This is a genomic window from Bacteroides sp. AF25-38AC (genome assembly GCF_003602995.1).
Lineage (GTDB): Bacteria > Bacteroidota > Bacteroidia > Bacteroidales > Bacteroidaceae > Bacteroides > Bacteroides uniformis.
In genome coordinates this window covers 110,014-131,492 of record NZ_QTMD01000012.1, presented here as the reverse complement: position 1 = coordinate 131,492, position 21,479 = coordinate 110,014, and the positions used below count along the sequence as shown (strand labels likewise).

The window sequence follows — 21,479 nt, the reverse complement described above, 5'->3', positions numbered from 1 at the left end:
TATTGCAGCTCTAAATCCCCCTTATCTAGCGAGATAGAGGGGGATAGGACGAATCTTTCATTCATTGGGACGCATTTTTTATCGTTCGTTGGCAAAATGGCCTATATTTGAGGTCTAAATAATAGAGCGATGAAGAACACGAATCTGAAGAAAATGCTGATAGCTTTTATATGCCTGATATGTTTTTTCACTTGTTATGCACAAACAATCGGGGAGCACTATTATCTTAATAGTCTTACTATCCGGGACGGACTATCTCAAAATACAGTATACGATATTCTACAAGATAAAGCCGGCTTTATGTGGTTTGGAACCAAAGACGGTCTAAACCGCTATGACGGTTCGTCATTTAAGATATTCAAATATGATAGGACAGATGAGTATAGTCTTGGGAACAACTATATACTTGCTCTATATGAAGATGTGGAAGGCAATATTTGGGTGGGTACGGATATGGGATTGTATATATATTATCCGGAAAGAGATGTTTTTGAGCCTTTCAAACAGTTAAGTGATGAAGGTACTACCATAGATAATGCTGCAGCCATGATTGTTGGAGACAAAAATGGAGATGTGTGGATTACGGTAGAACGCCAGGGTATATTCCATTATAATTTGCAGACAAAGGCATTGAGGAACCATACACTTAAGGAGTTCCCTTTTTTGACTTCGAATGTACATTGTGTTGTTTTTGATAACAGTGAAACGATTTGGATTTATGGAAACGGATTGTTCTATTCAAAAGACGGACTCAAGACGATTCATCCTTTTGTCTCTTCCGATGGTAAGAAGGTCTTTGAAGGTGATCCGCTCATGAAGGTACTGCCGGGGGCTTATAACTGCTTTTACATAGCTTCTGTCGGTGGAGGTATAAAGGAAATGAATCTTAGTTCGGGAAAAGTCCGCGATTTGCTGTTGACAGATGAGACGGGGGAACGGATATGGTGCCGTGAGTTGATGTCTTTTTCTGACGATGAATTATGGATAGGATGTGAGTCTGGGATCTATATTTATAATCTTCGAACAGATAAATATGTGCATTTGAAAAGTTCTATGTATGATCCGTATTCACTGTCGGATAATGCAGTTTATTCTTTGTGTAAGGATTGCGAAGGTGGCGTTTGGATAGGCTCTTATTTTGGAGGTATCAATTACTATCCGCATTCATATACTTGTTTTGAAAGATATTATCCGAAGGGAGTGAATGATGGCTTACATGGGAAACGGATACGTGAGTTCTGCCAGGATAGTCAGGGAAAGTTATGGATTGGAACAGAAGATGGTGGATTGAATAGGTTTGATCCGGTGACGAAGGAATTCAAGTTCTTTACTCCGAGTCTTGGTTTTACAAATGTGCATGGGTTGTGTTCGGTAGAGAATGAGCTTTGGGTAGGAACTTTTTCCAAAGGACTGAAGGTAATTGATACCCGTACGGAAACTATTGTAAGGTCATATCAATATGACGGCGGCCCACATTCCTTGAATGACAATAATGTTTTTGCTATTTGCAGGACTGCTGCAGGGGACATTTATATTGGGACAGGATGTGGCTTGATGCGTTATAACAGACAAACGGACAGTTTTGATATAATTCCGGAATTAGTAGGAATATTTGTGTATGACATTAAGGAAGATACCAGTGGAAACTTGTGGTTGGCTACATATGTTTGTGGGGTTTTTCGTTATGATGTCAGTAAGAAAGAATGGAAGAATTATGTACACAATGAAAAAGATGAAAAGAGCCTTTCCAACAATAAGGTTCTGAGTGTTTTTGAAGATTCACGCCGGAATGTCTGGCTAACTACCCAGGGACGAGGAATTTGTCTGTTTCATCCGGAAACAGACAATTTTACGCGCTATGATACCGGTAATGGATTGCCGAATGATGTGGTTTACCAAATTGCAGAAGATGAAGACGGGGTATTCTGGTTAACGACGAATAATGGTTTAGCCCGTTTTGATTTAACTTCAGGAGCAGTAAAAGTATATACGATGGCAAATGGGTTGCCGAGTGACCAATTCAACTATCGTTCCAGTTTTAAAGATAAGGACGGTACTATCTATTTTGGTAGTATTGACGGTTTTGTCGCCTTCAATCCAAAGACATTCTCGGAAAATAAATATGTTCCTTCTGCCGTCATTACCGATTTTCTCCTTTTCAATAAAGAGATGCGGGCTGGTGCTGAGAATTCGCCGTTACAGGAAAATATTACTTTCTCGGATAAGTTGTTACTCTGTGCGGAGCAAAATTCTTTTTCTTTCCGGCTTGCTGCTTTGGGGTATCAGGCTCCGAAGATGAATAAACTGATGTATAAGTTGGATGGTTTTGATAGTGAGTGGTTGACTGTAGGGGAGAGTCCGTTGGTGACTTATTCTAACCTGCATTATGGAGATTATACGTTTCGGGTAAAGGCAGGCAATAGTGATGGAATATGGAATGAAGAAGAGACGACTTTACATATCCGTATTCTGCCGCCTTTCTACCTTTCTGTTTGGGCATATGTCGTTTATGCATTACTGTTCTTGATTTTCTTTGCCTATCTTTATCTCTATCTGAAGCAGCGGAATAACAGAAAACAACAAAGGCAGATGGAAAAGTTCGAGCAGGAGAAAGAACGTGAAATCTATAATGCAAAATTCGATTTCTTTACGAATGTGGCACATGAGATACGTACTCCTTTAACTTTGATTAAAGGACCCTTGGAAAATATCATTCTAAAAAAAGATGTTGATGCGGAAACTCGTGAGGATCTGAATATCATGGAACAGAATACGGAACGCTTACTGAATCTGACGAATCAGTTATTGGATTTTCGCAAGACTGAAAGTCAAGGATTCAGTTTGAATTTCACTAGATGCAATATAACGGAAGTAGTACAGAAGACACATTTGAGATTTACTTCTCTTGCCAAACAGAAAGGACTGGATCTCACTTTGAAAATACCTGAACGGGCTTGCTACGCGCATGTCAATAAAGAAGCTTTTACCAAGATACTCAGTAATCTGTTGAGCAATGCCATGAAGTATGCAGAGAGCTATGTGCAGATTTTCTTGGAAACGGATATGGCTGTGGAGAATGGAATATTCCATATTCGGACGGTGAATGATGGGCCTATCGTACCGGATACAATGAAGGAGGAAATATTCAAACCATTTGTCCGTTTTAATGGGGAGGAAAATGGAAAGGTGGTTTCCGGCACAGGTATTGGACTGGCGCTTTCCCGTTCTTTGGCTGAACTGCATCGGGGAAGTTTACGAATGGTGGAGGGAGAAGACGCAAATATATTTTGCCTTACTCTACCACTCACCCAAGATAATGCTATTACGATGGAATCTGGGGATGTCAGTAATATGGAACCTTCTGCCGAACTCCAGGCGAAGTGGGAGGAGCTTAAAGAAAATAATGAAAACAGATATACTGTATTGGTAGTTGAAGATAATCCGGAAATGCTTTCTTTCGTAAGTAGGCAGTTGTCGCATGAGTATATCGTTCTGACAGCTGTCAATGGAGAAGAGGCTTTGCGTATATTGGATGAAAATTTTGTGAACTTGATTGTAAGTGATGTCGTGATGCCACTAATGGATGGCTTTGAGTTATGCAAGACTGTAAAATCCAAATTGGATTATAGTCATATCCCCATCATCCTATTGACAGCTAAAACTAATATACAGTCTAAAGTAGAGGGGTTGGAGCTAGGAGCTGATGCATATATTGAGAAGCCTTTCTCACCGGAATATCTTTTGGCTGCGATTGCCAGCTTGATTAAGAATAGAGAAACGCTACGTCAAACTTTTGCCAAGTCTCCCTTTGTGGCTGCCAATACAATGGCGTTGACAAAGGCTGATGAGGAATTCATTAAAAGGCTGAATGAAATAATTCTTTCTAATCTTCATAGTCCGGAGTTCAGTATGGAGGATATGGCTGAAATGCTGAATATGAGCCGTTCTAATTTCTATCGGAAAATAAAGGGAGTACTTGATTTGACTCCTAATGAATATTTGCGTATAGAACGCCTGAAGCGTGCAGCCCAATTGTTGAAGGATGGTGAAAATCGGGTCAATGAAATTTGCTATATGGTAGGGTTCAATTCTCCTTCTTATTTTTCCAAATGTTTCTTAAAACAATTTGGGGTATTACCTAAAGATTTTGTGGACTGAAGTGGAAGGTCTCAGGGTAAAGTATGTATTTTCAATAAAAAATAAATATCAAAAATCGGAATATTATGAAATGTATGGTTAACAAACTATTTATCGGTGCACTGTTCCTTTTGGGCGCCTTGGTTTGCAGTTGTCAAAACACAACGGAAAATACGGTAGAGAGCAGTGTAGAGGGAAAAGACACACTAGGATTTAAGTATATTGATATTGTTCATATCACACATACTGATTATGGCTATACTGACCATGCATTGATTGCTGTTGATTTGCATAAACGTTTTATTGATGTGGCATTGGATTTGGCATTGAAGACCAAAGATGAAATTCCGGAGAATCGGTTTGCATGGACAGTAGAAGCGTTAGATCCATTTTACTCATGGTGGAATTCAGCTTCTGAGGACAGACGGGAATCAATGCTAGACATGATTGAAAACAAACAGATTGGAATCAATGCTATGCCTTTTCATATACACCCTTATGCCAATAAGGAACAATGGGATGAGATGTTTGACTGGATTCCTAAAGATATGTGGTCTCAATTGGATATTGAAGTGGGTATGCAACATGATGTGAATGGTTTCCCACGTGCAGCAGCAACAAGGTTACTTGACCGTGACATACATTATATTTGGACTGGCATTAATCCGCATTGGGGTGGTTCTCCGGTAGAGCAACCTGGTGCTTTTTGGTGGAAAATGCCTGATGATAGAAAACTTTTGGTTTGGTCAGGATATCCTTATTGGCAAGGTTATCTTTTCTTTGCGGAAAAGGAGTGGCGTTTACAACAGCGGGAATATGCCAATACGCAAACATCATGGCCGCGCAATGGTAATATTCTACAGACTGATGATGTATCTATGCATGGAGCATATGATGTGTGTGTGAAACGCTTGAAGGATTTGAGAGAAAAAGGGTACGATTACCCCTTCCTTACATTGACTTTTACCAATGAGTGGAGATGTGATAATGATGGTCCTATGCCACAGTTGCTTGCTTTTATCAAAAAATGGAATGAGATGGGTTTCAAGCCTATGTTGCGTATGAAAACAGCAGGTGAGGCGATGAGGAATATAGAAAAGGAGATTGGAAATCAATTGAGAACTTTCGAAGGTGAGTGGCAAGATTGGTGGGCTTTTGGTGGTGCAGCTATGCCACGCGAGATGGAAGTGGCACGTCGTGCTGTTTACCATACAAAAGCGATCAGTTCGCCAGTATGGGGAGAACTGAATAGTGGAGCTAAAGATGAATTGAAAGAGATTAACCGTTTGTTATGCCGTTATTTTGAACATACATATGGTTCTAATGAGACTTCAGAGGCACCTTATAGTTTATATACGCAAGGACAGCTGAATGAAAAGAATGGTTTTGCTTATCGTCCGTGGGAGCGGGGAAAATATTTACTGGCACAACTGGCACGTAATAAGTTCGCGCAGGCAGATGCTGGTTTGTATGTTGTTAATGCGGCAAATGCATCTTATACAGGATGGGTTAAACTGGATGTTACCGGTTTTAGGGAGGTAGACTATAAATCTGTACGAAACTTGGAGAATGGAAAGTCATATCCTTTGTTTAAAGAGGGAGATTATGTTTGGCGCTGGGTAGTTGATGAGAATCTTAATACTAGTCGTGAGGCGATTCCCGGAGGAACTGAGGCATGGTTTTGGGTATCTGATATGCCGGCTAATTCGTTTACTCGTTTTGCACTTGATACCTCGGAGGTAGAGATTATTGATAAGAAAATAGATTTGCCGGAGTTATCTTTTGATAAGAACGGTTGGGTGACATCTGCACGCTGGAAAGGTATGGATGAACCGTTGTTTACGGAAGGGCTTGCCGACTTCATGGTAGTACACTTCAATGATATGGACAGATGGTCTCAAGGTGATATCTATATGCATATGGATGAAGCACAACGTATAGAGAAGTTCAATGAGATTACTAGAATGGAGTGGGCAAAACCGAAAAGTAAGGCTAAAGTGAGAGAAACACCTTATTCATGGATTGTTTCGCAGGATATGGAACATCCAAGGGTGAAGAATATGAACCGTCAGGTTGAGATTTTCAAAGAGGTTCCGAGAGCGAAGGTTAATATTTTCTTTGACAGAATTTCATCAATAGCACCAGAAGTATTCTATGCTAAGTTTCCTTTTCCTCAGGATTGTAGACAACCGGTTGCTACCAATGGAGGAATTCCTTATGAGCTGTACAAAGAACAAATACCTAACTCATGCAAGGACTTTTTTGTTATAGACAGCTGGGTGAAATATGAAGCGGAGGATGGTGCACGGATCTGGTCGTCAGGAGACGTTCCAATTGTCAGTTTTGGAGGACATCATATGGGGATGCGATTGCAGGATGCTCCTAAAAAAGAAAATGAACTTTATGGTATGCTTTACAATAACTTATGGGTAGTTAACTTCTGTGTAGATTCTCCCGGTGAAATGAATTTTGAGTTTGATTTGACATACCGTGAAGGGAAACAGTCTGTTGAGCAGCTCACTGATATGGCTGATTCGTATTATATTCCGATGTCTATTGTGAATACTCCAGAGGCACCGGAAGATCCGGTAGTCCATAAATATTTGAATACACCCCAACGTTTGACGTCGGGATACTGACTAAGACTATGTATGGACTGTAAGGGAGCTTATGTATTGGTATAGAAAATATCTGGTATAATTTTAATATCATGACAAATAATGACATGTAGTAAATTCTTTTTGGTCTTGCTGATGCAGGTGTTTATACTTTCTTCGTTTGCTAATGGTAATGAGATAACTTTTTCCTCTTTGTTGCAGGAGATGACCAACCGTGAGTCATTGGTTGATTATCCATCTCCATATTACACTGTGCGGCAGTTCAGCAGTTATGACCGTTTCTCAGATCATGCAGTGAAAGGTTCTTATGACTGGTTTGCCAATTGGGATTTTAGCCAGTTTCTTCGTACGGAAGAAAAGGATGGACGTAGGGAATTTGTTATGTTTGACGCAGAAGGACCTGGTGCTGTAGTACGTATATGGATTACGGTGGCCAACTATAATGATAACGGTATATTACGTTTTTATTTGGATGATTCGGATATACCAGCTATTGAAGGTGAGGTACTGAGTCTTATCAGTGGTCACTTTCTGGCAGATGCGCCTATATCTACGTCTGTATCTCCTTTGACTCCTTATAAACAACGGGGACATGATTTGTATTTACCGATTCCTTATGCAAAGCATTGCAAGATTACTTATGAAACTCCTGGTATCACTGCAGCAGGGAATCGTCCACCCGGAGAGAACTTCTTTTATAGTGTAAACTATCGCACATATGATAAGGGAAGTATTGTAAAAACATTTACTTTGGATGATTTGAAAAAGGAAGCTGATGTACTTGATGGTACACAGAGGGAACTGATGGAACAACCTATTCTTGAAGGAAAATATCAAAAAAAAGTATCTGGGGATAAGGCTATTACGAATTTATCGGGAGAGAATCGGATTGTTCTAGAGGGTGGAGGAGCTATACGTGGTATACAACTTAAACTATCTGCTGATGATTTGGCTCAAGCTTTACGTTCCGTGATACTTAGAATTACTTTTGATGGTAATCAGACAGTTTGGTGTCCAGTTGGTGATTTTTATGGAACGGGTAATCGTCTTTCGCCTTATAGTTCGTTTTATACTACTGTAAGCAAAGATTCTATGATGACTTGTTATTGGGTGATGCCGTATAAAGATAAATGTGAAATTTCTCTGGAGAATTTGAGAACTGAAGTAGTGAGTACATCTCTTACTGTTTATTCGTCTGATTGGGAATGGAATGAGAGAACCATGTATTTCGGCGTAGGCTGGATGGAATATCATCGTAAATATACAGGGTTACATAAGAGTATCAATGGGACATTGGATGCAGAAGACATAAACTTTGTAACTTTAACTGGTCAAGGTGTTTATGTTGGTGATGCTATAACAATCTTTAATACAGTTGGTGATTGGTGGGGTGAAGGGGATGAAAAGGTATATATTGATGGAGAAAGTTTCCCGTCACATTTTGGGACCGGGACGGAGGATTATTACGGTTATGCTTGGTGTATGCCAAATTTCTTTGAACATCCTTTTATTGCCCAACCCGATGGCACAGGAGCTTATCAGCCTGGACACGTGGCAAATTTGAGATATCGTGGGTTGGATGGCATAACGTTTAAGAAATCTCTTGTTTTTGATATGGAATTTTGGCATCAGAGTGCGACATATGTCAATTACGCACCGACTACTTATTGGTATATGCTTCCGGGAGGAAAAACGAACCGGAAACCAGAAGAAAAGATGGCTGTAATTGATATAGCGAAGCATAAGAATGACCTGGTGAGTAACTCTGTTGACAAAAATGGAAAAGTGGAGGGAGAATTTATGAATATTTCTGTAACTGGTGGCATGGAACGAACGCAGTGTATTCCTGAGATGAATTGGAGTAATGGAGTACAGTTTATATGGAGAGAAAGTAGGAAAGGAGATTGTGCTAATTTAGGTTTTGTGGTTGATGAGGGAGGAAAATATTCGGTAAAGTGCAGGTTTACGATTGCCCCAGATTATGGTCGCTTTTCTGTTGAGGTAAATGAAAGTCCGGTTCTTCCCTCTGTTGATACTTATAATTCAAAGTTGAGCATGATGACAGTTGAACTAGGTATATTGGAGCTGAAGAAAGGGGAGAATTTCTTGAAACTTGTACAGCTGGATAAAAATGAAAAGGCAGTTAATTCATTGATAGGATTGGACTATTTGACTGTAGAAAAGGTAAAATAGTCTCAGGATATAAGATGTGAAATAGTTTGGAATGGGATTGAGACTTTTGTATTATTTATTGGGACATTTATTATATGCTAAATCCTTTTTGCAGGTTAATTTTGTGGTCAGTAGCTGTTTGAGTATTTAATTCTAATAATTCAATTCTAATACTATGTTTATCATTGAAAATTATTCGTTGGCAGTAGTGTTTTGTTTTATAACAATGCTGTGTTGGGGGTCTTGGGGCAATACCCAGAAGCTAGCGGGCAGTCGTGTCTGGCGATATGAACTCTACTATTGGGATTATGTAATAGGTGTGTTACTTTTGTCACTTCTGGCTGCGTTTACAATGGGGAGCGTAGGGGAATTGGGACGAGGTTTTGTTGATGATTTGTTGCAGGCTGACGCATCTAATCTGGCTTCGGCTCTTATCGGGGGTGTCATATTCAACCTTTCCAATATTCTACTTTCTGCCTCTGTTTCTATTGCAGGTATGTCTGTGGCCTTTCCATTGGGAGTAGGGCTGGCTTTGGTTCTGGGAGTATTCATTAATTATTTTAATGCACCGCAAGGTAGTCCGGTATTCCTTTTCTTAGGAGTTCTGCTGGTGATTGTGGCGATTGTCTTTAATGCTTGGGCCTATAAGAATATGGGAAAAGGTGGGAAGCAACAAAAAACAAAAGGTATTGTGATAGCTATAGTGGCAGGTATTATGATGTCTTTCTTTTTCCGCTTTATTGCAAGTTCTATGGATTTGCAGAATTTTGAATGTCCTGAAGTCGGTAAGATGACTCCCTATACAGCAATGGTGATTTTTTCTATTGGTATTTTCACCAGTAATTTCATTTTCAATACAGTCGCAATGAGGCATCCTTTTGTCGGTACACCTACATCTTATGAGGATTATTTTGCAGGTAGTTTCCGTTTACATGCTGTAGGAATATTGGGTGGTATAATCTGGGGTATTGGCAATCTGTTCAGTTTGTTGGCGACGGAAAAAGCTGGTGCTGCCATTTCATATGGATTGGGACAAGGTGCTACGATGGTGGCTGCATTCTGGGGTGTATTTATTTGGAAAGAATTTGTGGGAGGTCCTAAAATAAACAGAGCTTTACTGACATGTATGTTCATTCTGTTCTTGTCTGGAATCGGTTTGATTATTTATGCGGGACTTTAAATGGTAATTTATATATCTAATGATGAAATGGAAAAATGTAAGAAAATAGTTGTGGTCGGTAGCACGAATGTTGATTTGATTGCCCGCGTCAGTCACCTGCCTGAACCGGGTGAGACAATAGGAGATGCAGAATATTGCCTTTCATATGGAGGCAAAGGAGCTAACCAGGCAATTGCTGCTGCCCGGTCAGGAGGACATGTCTCATTTATTTCTTGTCTGGGAGATGATGCCTATGCAGATACACTTATAACCTCTTTTGTAGATAGTGGAATTGATGTGGATTATATTCAGAAGTGTGTGAGACACTCTACTGGGATTGCTTTTATTTTTGTTGCGGAAAATGGAGAGAATTGCATTGCTGTGGCTCCAGGGGCAAATAATTTATTGCGAGGAGAAAGAATGGATACTATTCTTCCAGTTATAAAAGAAGCGGATGCATTGGTGCTGCAGCTGGAGATTCCTTATGAATCGGTGATTTCGTTGATTGAGTATGCTCATACTGTTGACACTAAAATCATTTTGAACCCAGCTCCGGCCAAGCAGATACCTTCTTATATCCTGGAGAAAGTGGATATTCTTATTCTGAACGAGACTGAGGCTATGCTTATAGCAGGACAGTCATTGGACTTTTCGGAACCGATAGGTATTGCTCGAAGTCTATTGAGAAGAGTAGGACAAGTCGTAATTCTGACATTGGGAGCAAAGGGGTCGGTTATTGTTTCGGATGAGATGGAGAAACAGATTCCTTCATATGTAGTGAATACAGTAGATACGACAGGAGCTGGTGACACGTTCTGTGGTGCTTTTGTAGCTCAGTGGGTGGAAGGAGTAGATTTACAGGATTGTGTACAGTTTGCAACAGCAGCTGCTGCTTTGTCTGTCACAAGAATTGGAGCGCAAGTTTCGATTCCTTATCAAAAAGAAGTAATTGAATTTATGCGCAATAGAATACTATAGGCTATTGGATTTGCAGAATACTTATGAGATAATATTATGAAAACAATCGGAAAAAAATTAGTTATTGTATTAATCTTGTTTTTGGCTGGAGGAACAATGACTTCTTGTCACCAACAATCTTCGTCAGTTACAAATACCATGTCTACAAGCCAACTTTTGGATAAAATAAAAGGAGGATGGGCAGGACAAACCATTGGAGTTAGTTTTGGCAGTCATACGGAGTTCAGATATCAGGGAACATTTATACAAGATTATCAGTCTATCCCATGGCATGAAGGCTATGTACAAGAGTTAATGGATTCTTGGCCCGATTTGTATGATGATATTTATATGGATTTGACATTTGTAGATGTATTGGAAAGAGTTGGACTAGACGCTCCTGTTGATTCTTCTGCCATTGCATTTGCGACGGCAGACTATAATTTGTGGCATGCTAATCAGGCTGCTAGATACAATATTTTACATGGGGTAAAGGAGTCTGGGCATTGGTTGTTTAATCCCCATGCGGATGATATAGATTATCAGATTGAAGCTGATTTTGCTGGCTTGATGAATCCTGGTATGCCAAATTCTGCTTCTGAGATTAGCGATAAGATTGGACATATTATGTGTTATGGTGATGGTTGGTATGGTGGAGTATATGTGGGTGCGATGTATAGTTTGGCTTTTATATCAAATGATATTCAGTATATTGTGGAGGAAGCTTTGAAAACCATACCTATTGAAAGTACATTCTATCAATGTATTTCGGATGTAATAAAATGGCATAAACAATACCCGGATGATTGGAAACAGACATGGTTTGAATTGCAGAAACATTATTCGGAAGAAGTTGGATGTCCTGATGGAGTTTTTGCACCATTAGATATTGATGCAAAGATAAATGCAGCTTATATTGTTCTTGGTTTGTTGTATGGTAATGGAGATTTTACTAAAACAATGGAAATATCTACACGTGCTGGGCAAGATTCTGATTGTAATCCTTCTTCTGCCGGTGGTATTTTAGGTGTGATGCTGGGCTATAGTCAGATTCCGGAATATTGGATGCAAGGTTTGAGAGGAGCAGAAGTCAAGAAATTTAAATATACTTCATTGAGTTTAGATGATTTATATGCTATTAGTTATAGACATGCTCTTCTAATGATAGAGAAAAATGGAGGGACGGTGTTTGACAATCAGGTAATGCTACCGATACAAAAGCCTACTGCTGTACGTTTAGAACAATGTTTTGAAGGAGTGTATCCGCTGGTTAAGAAAGGATTGAACTGTACAGATATTGATACTTTATCTTTTGACATAGATGGGGTTGGTTTTGTAATTAGGGGTGAGGCGATTCGTAGGGACTATAGTCAACCGGATGATATTATAAAAGCAAAACTTTATATTGATAATCATTTTGTAGAGGAAGCTGAGTTTCCAACAAGTTTCCGTTATCGTCGTTTAGATCTTTTCTGGAATTATCAATTGCCCAATGGAAAACATAATATCAAGGTAGTGGTTGATAAACAGAATGTTAATGCATTATTGCGTTCATGGGAATATATTGTGTATTCTGATAAGAAACAACAAAGTTCCTATTAGTTCTGTATAGGAAAAAAATTCTATTTTTTTCTCCTTAAGGGGATGTTTATGGTATTTAATGAGACATTTGTTTCATCGAAATACTGTTCTATAGTCTACTTTTGCTCTTAGTAATAGGTATGGGTAAATTACTATATCTACTTCTTTGTTGAACTAAAAATATGGTATTTAAAATTATGAAAAACAAAAGCGTTCGAACAGAAATTCAAAAGAGTTTTCTTTGGAATTTTAAGTTGTATGCATTTATAGGGTGTTTGGCATTTCCCTTGAATGTATTAGGTGAATCTGTTTCCTTTGACACTGACAATGTTGCTTTTATGTCTCCTTCTCAAAGGATTAAAGTTACAGGTATCGTAAAGGATGAGGCTGGTATTACTCTTCCTGGTGTAAATGTTGTAGTAAAAGGAACAATTATCGGTACGATTACTGATGCTAATGGACAATTTACATTAGAAGCTCCTAGTGACGGTGTATTGTTGTTTACTTATGTTGGCTTTGGAAATCTTGAACTGCCAGTTAATGGAAAAGAGAATCTGGAAATCATAATGAAAGAGGGAGATACTCAATTGGAAGAAGTTGTGGTGGTAGGGTATGGTACTCAGAAAAAGGTCAGTGTAGTAGGATCTATATCCAACATTGCTCCTAAAGCTATTAAGCAAACTGCAACCACTTCACTACCAAATGCGCTTTCTGGTCGCATGCCAGGTATTATAACACGACAGACATCTGGTGAACCAGGATTTGATGCAGCGTCTATTTATATTCGTGGTATTGCAACTTGGGGAGAAAAGGCACCTTTGGTTTTAGTAGATGGTATTGAGCGGTCTATAAGTTCAGTAAATCCAGATGAAGTCGAAAGTTTGTCTGTACTTAAGGATGCTTCGGCAACTGCTGTTTATGGTGTGAAAGGTGCTAATGGCGTTATTCTGATTAATACAAAGAGAGGTAAGCAAGGTAAGCCTCAAGTCTCGTTCCGAACAGAATCTGCTATTCTTTCCAGCTTGGCCGAGCGTAATTATATTGACGGTTATGAATATGCCTCATTAATGAACGAGGGATTGGCTAATGTGGGCAAGGCTCCTCGTTGGTCTAATGAAGAGTTGGAGAAATTCCGTACAGGTTCAGATCCTTATTTATATCCGAATGTGGATTGGATAGATAAGGTTCTTAATAAAAATTCATATCAGACAATAAACAATTTGAGTGTAACTGGCGGTAATGAAATAGTACGGTATTACGTGAATTTGGGATATTCAATGCAGACAGGTATATATAAAACGGATAAAAGTAATCCTCATAATACGAATGCAAAAGTTTCCAGATATAATTATCGTTCTAACGTAGATATAAACTTGACTAGAGACTTGGTTGTAGAGCTGGGTGTTGGTGGTATTATTGATGACCGTAATTATCCGGGTGCTGGTGCAGCAGGTATCTTTAATGGTTTACGTGATACTGGACCTATTGCATTTCCTGTGACGAATCCGGATGGAAGTATCAGTGGTCTGCCTACGTATATCGGCTCTAATCCATGGGGACAATCTACGCAAACGGGTTACTCTGATGAGCATTTGACTACTATACAATCTACAGCAGGTTTAACCTGGGACTTATCTCGTTTAGTAACAAAAGGACTATCGGTGAAGGGGCATTTCTCTTTTGACTTTTATCACGCAAACAAAGCATTGAGATATAAGGAATTTGGTATAAAGCAATATATTGGCAAGAATGAACAAACTGGAGAAGATCAATATATTACACACCGGGACGATAAGGCAATGGGGTATAGTATCGAACAAAATTCAAATCGTGCTATCTATATGGATTTTTCGGTAAATTATCAACGCACATTCGATAAACATTCTGTTGCAGGTATGTTACTTTTAAATCGTCGACAATATGATAATTTGTCTGCTGGGACTTCTATTATGAATTTACCTTATCGAAGTCAAGGTTTGGCGATGCGCGCGACTTATGACTATGCACAGCGATACTTTATAGAATTTAATGCGGGCTATAATGGATCAGAGAACTTTCCGAAAGGAAAGCGAATGGGCTTCTTCCCTGCTATATCTTTAGGATGGTTAGTTTCTGGAGAATCTTTTTGGAAAGATAATTTAGTAAGCAATTTGAAATTAAGATTTTCACATGGAGAAGTTGGTAATGACCAAATTGGTGGTGATCGTTTTTTGTATTTGACAAAGATGGATCAGAATTGGGAACAAGTGTACTATTTTGGACAAGATCAAATTAGATGGCCCGGTATTATTGAATCTAAGATTGGCTACAACAATGTTACTTGGGAAACTGCGGTTAAAACGAATTTAGGACTTGATTTAGGTTTGTGGAAAGACCGTTTTAGTTTACAGATGGATTTTTTCTATGAAAAAAGAAAGGGTATTTTAATGCAACGCCAATCTGTACCAACGGGAGCAGGTTTCTTGGCTGCAAGTGTTTTATGGGGTAATTTGGGAAAAGCAGAAAATAAAGGCTTTGATGCATTGTTGGAATTTAAAGATCGTACTTCTTCCGGATTGTTCTATTCATTACGCGGGAATGTAACATTTGCTCGTAGTAAAGTACTTGAAAATGATAAAGCCGATCCACTCTATTCAAATTTGTCCGAGATAGGACATCCTATCGGTCAACCGTTCGGTTTGGTAGCTGCTGGATTTTTTGAATCAGAAGAAGATATTGACAATTGGTATGACCAGTCTTTATTGGGTGGACGTCCAATACCGGGAGATGTGAAATATAAGGATATCAATGGAGATAATATTATTGATTCAAATGACCAATGCGCAATAGGTTATACTCGTGAACCAGAATTGGTTTTTGGATTTGGTGGTACGATTGAATATAAGGGATTTGATTTGAGTGCCTATTTTACAGGTGCTGCTCGTACGAGTACTTTCTTCGAAGATCGTACTTTCTGGCCATTTGCTAGTGGTATGGGCTTTTTCAATGTATTCAAGGAAATTTATGACAATCGTTGGACACCTGAAACTGCTGGTGCAGCAAAATATCCGGTGGTTACGGATGGCTTTAATGTACAAAGTATGCGGCGGTCGACGGTTTGGCAGAAAGATGCTAGTTATTTGCGTTTGAAGAATCTGGAAGTTGGCTATACTTTGCCAAAGAAAGTTGTAAGTAAATTGAAGATCAATAATCTCAGAGTGTTTGTAAACGGAACTAACCTTTATACATGGGATAAGATTAATCACACAATTGATCCGGAATCTGATAATTGGTATCCTATTCAACGGGCTGTGAATTTTGGACTTGCAGTGGATTTTTAAAAAGTAGAACGATTAAACTTGAGCGAATATGAAACGTATTAATATAGTTTGCATCACTTTGTTGATGATATTATTGGGAGTAAATACTTCATGTGCTGATTACTTAGATAAAGCACCTGATGAAGATTTGACCCTTGATGATGTGTTTACACGAGAGAATTATGCAGAGCAATTCTTATCATCCATTTATTGGAATATGCCCTGGGAATTGAATTTCACGAATGATTGGGGGCACAATCCATTCGTTGGTGCGGCAGATGAGCTGGATTATCCTTATACAAATTGTTTTGCCTACTTCATGAATAATGGGTCCTGGACACCTGATAATGTTTTAAAAGATATTTCCAATATGGCATACCAGGGTATTAGAAAAACGAATATCTTTCTTGAAAATGTAGCTAAGGTTCCTATGGATGAGTCAAAGCGTGCCGGTTGGATTGGAGAGGCTACTTTCTTACGTGCATTTTTTCATTTCCAATTATTGCGTATTTATGGGCCGATACACATTACAGAGAAAGTATTTGATCCCAATGAAGATTTTTCAGAATTGTGTAAACGAATGCCGTTAGATCAGTGTGTAGATTTTATTACTAACGAGTGTGATAAGGCTGGAGGTATGCTGAAAATGAAAGAAGGAGCAGACAGATATGGTCGTGTGACAAAAGCTGCTGCTATGGCATTAAAGGCGAGGGCTTTACTTTATAGGGCTAGCCCCTTGTGGAATGGTAATCCTGATTATGCAAACTTTACAGATAAAGAAGGAAATCACTTGTTCCCCCTCTCTTATGAAGCGGAACGTTGGAAGATTGCTGCCGAATATACCAAAACATGTATAGATGAAATGGAAAAGGCAGGTTATGGGTTGTATTATGCACCGTCAGGTGACCCAATGGAGAATTACCGTTACTTGTTTGTAGAGAACTGGAATAAGGAGATTATTTTTGCAAAGAATGTGGCGATTTATGACCAGATGGAACGTGCTGCCGCTCCGCTCAGTTTAGGCGGTTGGTCAGGCTTATGTCCTACTCAGGAGCTTGTTGATGCATATGAAATGGCAGATGGTACAACTCCTATTTTAGGATATAATGCTGATGGTAGTCCAATAATTAATTCTGAATCAGGATATTCTGAAGAAGGGTTTACGGAAGAGGCAGATGCAGAGGGGTATTATCCGGAAAATACTTTTAATATGTTTGTAGACAGAGAACCGAGATTCTATGCAACAGTTACTTATAGCGGTGCTTACTGGAGAGGACGTCAGATTGATTTCCGTATGGGAGCTCCTGATGGACGTACTGGTGGACCTGACTATACAACTACTGGTTATCTGATGCGTAAGTTTTTGGATGAGGATGGTGTAGATATTTTAAGAGGAGTTTTTGTAAATAAGACATGGAATTATTTCCGTTTGGGGGAACTTTACCTCAATTATGCAGAAGCATTGAATGAGGCTTCTGGTCCGGTGGATGATGTCTATAAATATGTAAATTTGATTCGTAAACGTTCGGGATTGCCAGGGTTGAAGGCAGGTTTGTCTCAAGATGAAATGAGACAAAAAATTAGACGCGAACGTCAAGTGGAATTAGCTTTGGAGACTCATCGGTATTTCGATTGTAATCGTTGGAAGATAAGCGATCAGGTAAAAGCGGTCCATGGTATGGATATTGGTGCCCGTGATAATAGTTTCTTTAAACGTACTTTGGTTGAGGAAAGAGTATTTGAGGCACCTAAGCACTATTTGTGGCCGTTCCATCAAGATGAAGTTAATAAGAATCCTGATATTTTTGTACAGAATCCGGGATGGGGTGGAATTAATTGATAGCTGAATTTGAACTTAATCAAAGAGGTTCGGTAGGCATGTAAAGTATTTATATGAAATTCATATACTTATAAGTATGAAAAAGGTGATATTATTGTTCTTGTTATACTTTAGCTCTTCTCTTTGGGGACAGTCAAGGGATGTCACAGAGTACGTTGATTCTATGATTGGAAATTCTGATTCGAGATGGATGCAATTTCCCGGACCAGCTATGCCATTCGGAATGGTAAAGCTTAGTCCGGACAATCAGGGGAATGTATGGAGAGGTGGTTATGAGTATAAAATTAATCAGATCATAGGTTTTAGTCATATACATAGTTGGACGATGGGGGGCTTACTGACCATGCCTGTTACCGGACCTCTGAAAATTAAGCCGGGAGAAGAAAACGAACCTGATAGCGGCTACCGCTCCCGTATTAATCATAAAAATGAGAAAGCTTCTTTATCATATTATTCAGTCCTTTTGGATGATTATAATATAAAAGCGGAACTAACTTCTACAACACGTACGGGGTTTCAAAGGTATACATTTCCAAAATCGGATAGTTCCCGTATTTTATTTGATTTGGAGAATGGTTCGGAATATCCATATGAAGTTAGATGGGCTTCTATATCCAAAGTCAGTGATTATGAAATAGAAGGTTTCTCTACCCAATCGTCGTATGATGAGCCAACCAATCTGCTGAATGATTATACAGTATATTTTGTTGCTCGTGTCGATAAACCGATGAAATCTTTTGGAACATGGGTCAATGGGTATGTGGATACTACTTCAAGCATTTGTTGGGGAAGACATGATATCGGTGCTTTTATGAATTTTGATACGGAGGAGGGTGAGATTATCCAGCTTAAGACTGCTATATCGTATGTGAGTATTGAACAAGCACGAAAGAATTTGGAAGTGGAGTCTGGAGGCTTTGGCTGGAACTTTGATGCAGTCCGTAAATATGCCGTTAATGAATGGAGAAAAATCTTAAGCACCATTGAAATTGAAGGAGGAACTGAGAAAGATAAACGAAAGTTCTATACGAATTTATATCGTTCTTATTGTTCAAGGACTATTTTCAGTGATGTGGACGGTCAATATGTTGATATGTATGAGCGAACACAACAATTGAAAGATCCTGCTTCGCCTATTTATGGCTGTGATGCTTTTTGGAATACTTTTTGGAATCTCAATCAATTGTGGGCACTTGCTACTCCAGACATTATGAATAAGTGGGTAGAGTCATTATTGGAGTATTACAGAGTGGGTGGATGGTTACCCAATGGACCTCCGGGAGTGGAGTATTGTGATATTATGGGAGCTCAGCATGAGATACCTCTTATGGTGAGTGCATATCAGAAAGGTATTCGTAATTATGATGTAGATAAAGCGTATGAAGCTGTTAAAAAGACCTTGACAACACAGGGAACAGCACTTTCTTCTGGTGGTATTGTAGGCAATAGGCATTTGGATGTTTACTTGAAGTATGGATTTGTGCCTTATGGTGAGAAATCTCATCATAATGTCTTTGGAACTACCTATGAGGGGCCAACTTCTAATACATTGGAGTACGCTTTTGATGATTGGAATGCGGCACAATTTGCCAAGGCTCTTGGCTATGAAGAGGATTATGATTATTTTACAAGACGTGCTTATAATTATAAAAATGTTTTCGATTCGGAAACGAAATATGTCCGGCCGAAATATAGTGATGGAACGTGGATGCCGGATTTTGAACCTATTAATAAAGATGAGCATTCTACCAGTTGGTCGTGGCTGGGCTCTGGATTTGTAGAAGGTAACTCGTGGCAATATACGTGGATGGTACCTCATGATATGAATGAGTTGGTTAAGATGATTGGTAGGGAAGAATTTAACCGTCGGTTAAATGAAGGATTTGAAATTTCTTCTGAATACAGTTTCTCTCCTCCGGGTGATAGGTTCAGTGCGGCTTATGTGAATCACGGTAATCAACCGTGTATGCAGGCGGCTTTTCTGTTTAATTATTCTGGAAAGCCTTGGTTAACGCAGTACTGGGCACGAGAAATGATGAATAAATATTATGGCTCGACCCCTATTCATGGTTGGCCGGGTGATGAAGACCAGGGACAAGGTGGAGCTTGGTTTGTAATGGCTGCAATGGGGCTGTTTGAAGTGAATGGAGGAGGCTGTGTGGAGCCTTTTTATGAGATTAGTTCGCCATTATTTGAGAAGGTAACCATTCATTTGGATGAAAAATACTATAAAGGTGGTAAGTTTGTAATTGAAGCAAAAAATGTGTCCAATGAGAATCGGTATATACAATCTGCCAAATTGAACGGGAAGAAACTTTCTAAACCTTGGTTCTATCACTCTGAACTGGTAAATGGGGGGGAACTGGAGTTGATAATGGGGAAAAAGCCTAATTATAAATGGGGAAGTAGGCCGCAAGATGCTCCACCTTCCATGTCTTCCAATACCCAGTAAAAAATCAATATGTGTATTGTTTAATTGATTAATACATTAAGAATGAAAAAAATAAATTTGATTATGTTGTTCTTTTTGAGTATGTTCGCAACTTTAGATGGTCATACTCAAGTGAGGGGTGGAGAACTAGGAGGGTTGACTACTATTCAAGAAGGTGTCCGTAACCGTAGAATAAGTAGTGCCGATAAAACGGGGAATAATAATGATAATGTAGGTCCTATAAAACCAGGAGAGAAATGGAGTGTTGATATTCCGGGTACTGGTATTATTAACCATATTTGGTTTACTATTGCCCCGATGCATATTATGAGAAATGATCTCATATTCAGGATATATTGGGATGGACGGTCTACTCCTTCAGTAGAGTCTCCGATTGCTGCTTTTTTTGGAAATGGATGGGACGAGCATTATGAATATGCTACACTCCCATTGGCAGTTGGTCCTACAAATGGGACTGGTTTGGTTTCTTATTTCCAGATGCCTTTTGCCAATGGTGCCCGTTTAGAGATAGAGAATCAAAGCGATATAAATATTGATTGCATCTATTTTTATGTAGATTATGTAGAAATGAGAAAATTGCCGGTGGGTTCAGGACGTTTCCATGCATGGTATAATCATGAATTGACGGAAGCTTTACCAGAAGGTGAAACCGAATGGGGATTGGTAGGACCAATGGGTAATAATGTGGACGGTGCTAATAACTATCTGTTTGCTGATATAAAGGGTAAAGGACATTTTGTAGGGATAAATTATTATGTCCATTCTCCTTCAACAATGTGGTATGGAGAAGGAGATGATATGATATTCATTGATGGTGAAGAAAAGGCATCTTTGTTAGGTACGGGCACTGAAGACTTTTTTAATACTTCGTGGTGTCCGAAGACCTTGTTCAATCATCCTTATTATGGTTATGCAAGGGTTAATAATGACAATGGTTGGTTGGGAAGAACGCATGTGTATCGTTTCTTTGTGGCAGATCCGATTTATTTTGAGAAATCGTTAAGAGGGACAATAGAACATGGGCATAATAATAATTTGACACTGGATATTAGTAGTGTGGTATACTGGTATCAATCAGAAGCTGGAGTTCTACCTCCTGCTCCGACCAAAGAAGATAGAAGGCCTAAAGCTTTTATTCGTGATCAGGATATACATAGATGGAGGCATGAGTGGCGAAAGAATTTGGGTAATGGTGCCAAACTGTGGGGAAATGAAACTCAAGTTGGGGGATAATTCGATAACGTTCTATCTATGAGATTCAAAT

Annotated in this window: 10 protein-coding genes; all 10 read left to right on the top strand. The window is 39.1% G+C overall.

Features of this window, described 5'->3' with window-relative positions; all coding sequences use genetic code 11:
• The first annotated feature begins 144 nt into the window (after positions 1–144).
• The 10 genes from DWY55_RS10285 to DWY55_RS10240 all read left to right on the top strand — a co-directional run bounded on the left by DWY55_RS10285 (position 145) and on the right by DWY55_RS10240 (position 21,448).
• On the top strand, positions 145–4,158 hold the full coding sequence (locus tag DWY55_RS10285) for a two-component regulator propeller domain-containing protein (protein ID WP_181986318.1): 4,014 nt from the start codon (positions 145–147) through the stop codon (positions 4,156–4,158).
• Positions 4,159–4,223: 65 nt separating this feature from the next.
• Positions 4,224–6,776 (top strand): hypothetical protein, encoded by a 2,553-nt coding sequence (locus DWY55_RS10280; protein ID WP_117878795.1) that lies wholly within the window; start codon positions 4,224–4,226, stop codon positions 6,774–6,776.
• Between the two features lie 81 nt (positions 6,777–6,857).
• Positions 6,858–8,948: a glycoside hydrolase family 172 protein gene (locus DWY55_RS10275; RefSeq protein ID WP_005830792.1), complete on the top strand. Its 2,091-nt coding sequence runs from the start codon at positions 6,858–6,860 to the stop codon at positions 8,946–8,948.
• 154 nt (positions 8,949–9,102) lie between these two features.
• Positions 9,103–10,107: a GRP family sugar transporter gene (locus tag DWY55_RS10270; protein WP_117878797.1), complete on the top strand. Its 1,005-nt coding sequence runs from the start codon at positions 9,103–9,105 to the stop codon at positions 10,105–10,107.
• Positions 10,108–10,134: 27 nt separating this feature from the next.
• The gene (rbsK, locus tag DWY55_RS10265; protein ID WP_243633654.1) at positions 10,135–11,064 is read left to right on the top strand and encodes a ribokinase; all 930 of its coding nucleotides are present in this window, start codon (positions 10,135–10,137) and stop codon (positions 11,062–11,064) included.
• 36 nt (positions 11,065–11,100) lie between these two features.
• A complete protein-coding gene (locus tag DWY55_RS10260; protein ID WP_117878801.1) occupies positions 11,101–12,645 on the top strand; it encodes an ADP-ribosylglycohydrolase family protein in 1,545 nt (514 codons plus the stop codon).
• Between the two features lie 176 nt (positions 12,646–12,821).
• The gene (locus tag DWY55_RS10255) at positions 12,822–15,944 is read left to right on the top strand and encodes a SusC/RagA family TonB-linked outer membrane protein (protein ID WP_198136114.1); all 3,123 of its coding nucleotides are present in this window, start codon (positions 12,822–12,824) and stop codon (positions 15,942–15,944) included.
• Between the two features lie 28 nt (positions 15,945–15,972).
• Complete coding sequence (locus DWY55_RS10250) at positions 15,973–17,763, top strand: RagB/SusD family nutrient uptake outer membrane protein (RefSeq protein ID WP_008662530.1); 1,791 nt, start codon at positions 15,973–15,975, stop codon at positions 17,761–17,763.
• 76 nt (positions 17,764–17,839) lie between these two features.
• Positions 17,840–20,215: a GH92 family glycosyl hydrolase gene (locus DWY55_RS10245; RefSeq protein ID WP_117878803.1), complete on the top strand. Its 2,376-nt coding sequence runs from the start codon at positions 17,840–17,842 to the stop codon at positions 20,213–20,215.
• Positions 20,216–20,257: 42 nt separating this feature from the next.
• Positions 20,258–21,448 carry a glycoside hydrolase family 172 protein gene (locus DWY55_RS10240; protein WP_005830778.1) on the top strand — a complete coding sequence of 397 codons (1,191 nt, stop codon included), beginning with the start codon at positions 20,258–20,260 and terminating at the stop codon, positions 21,446–21,448.
• The last annotated feature ends 31 nt before the right edge of the window (positions 21,449–21,479 follow it).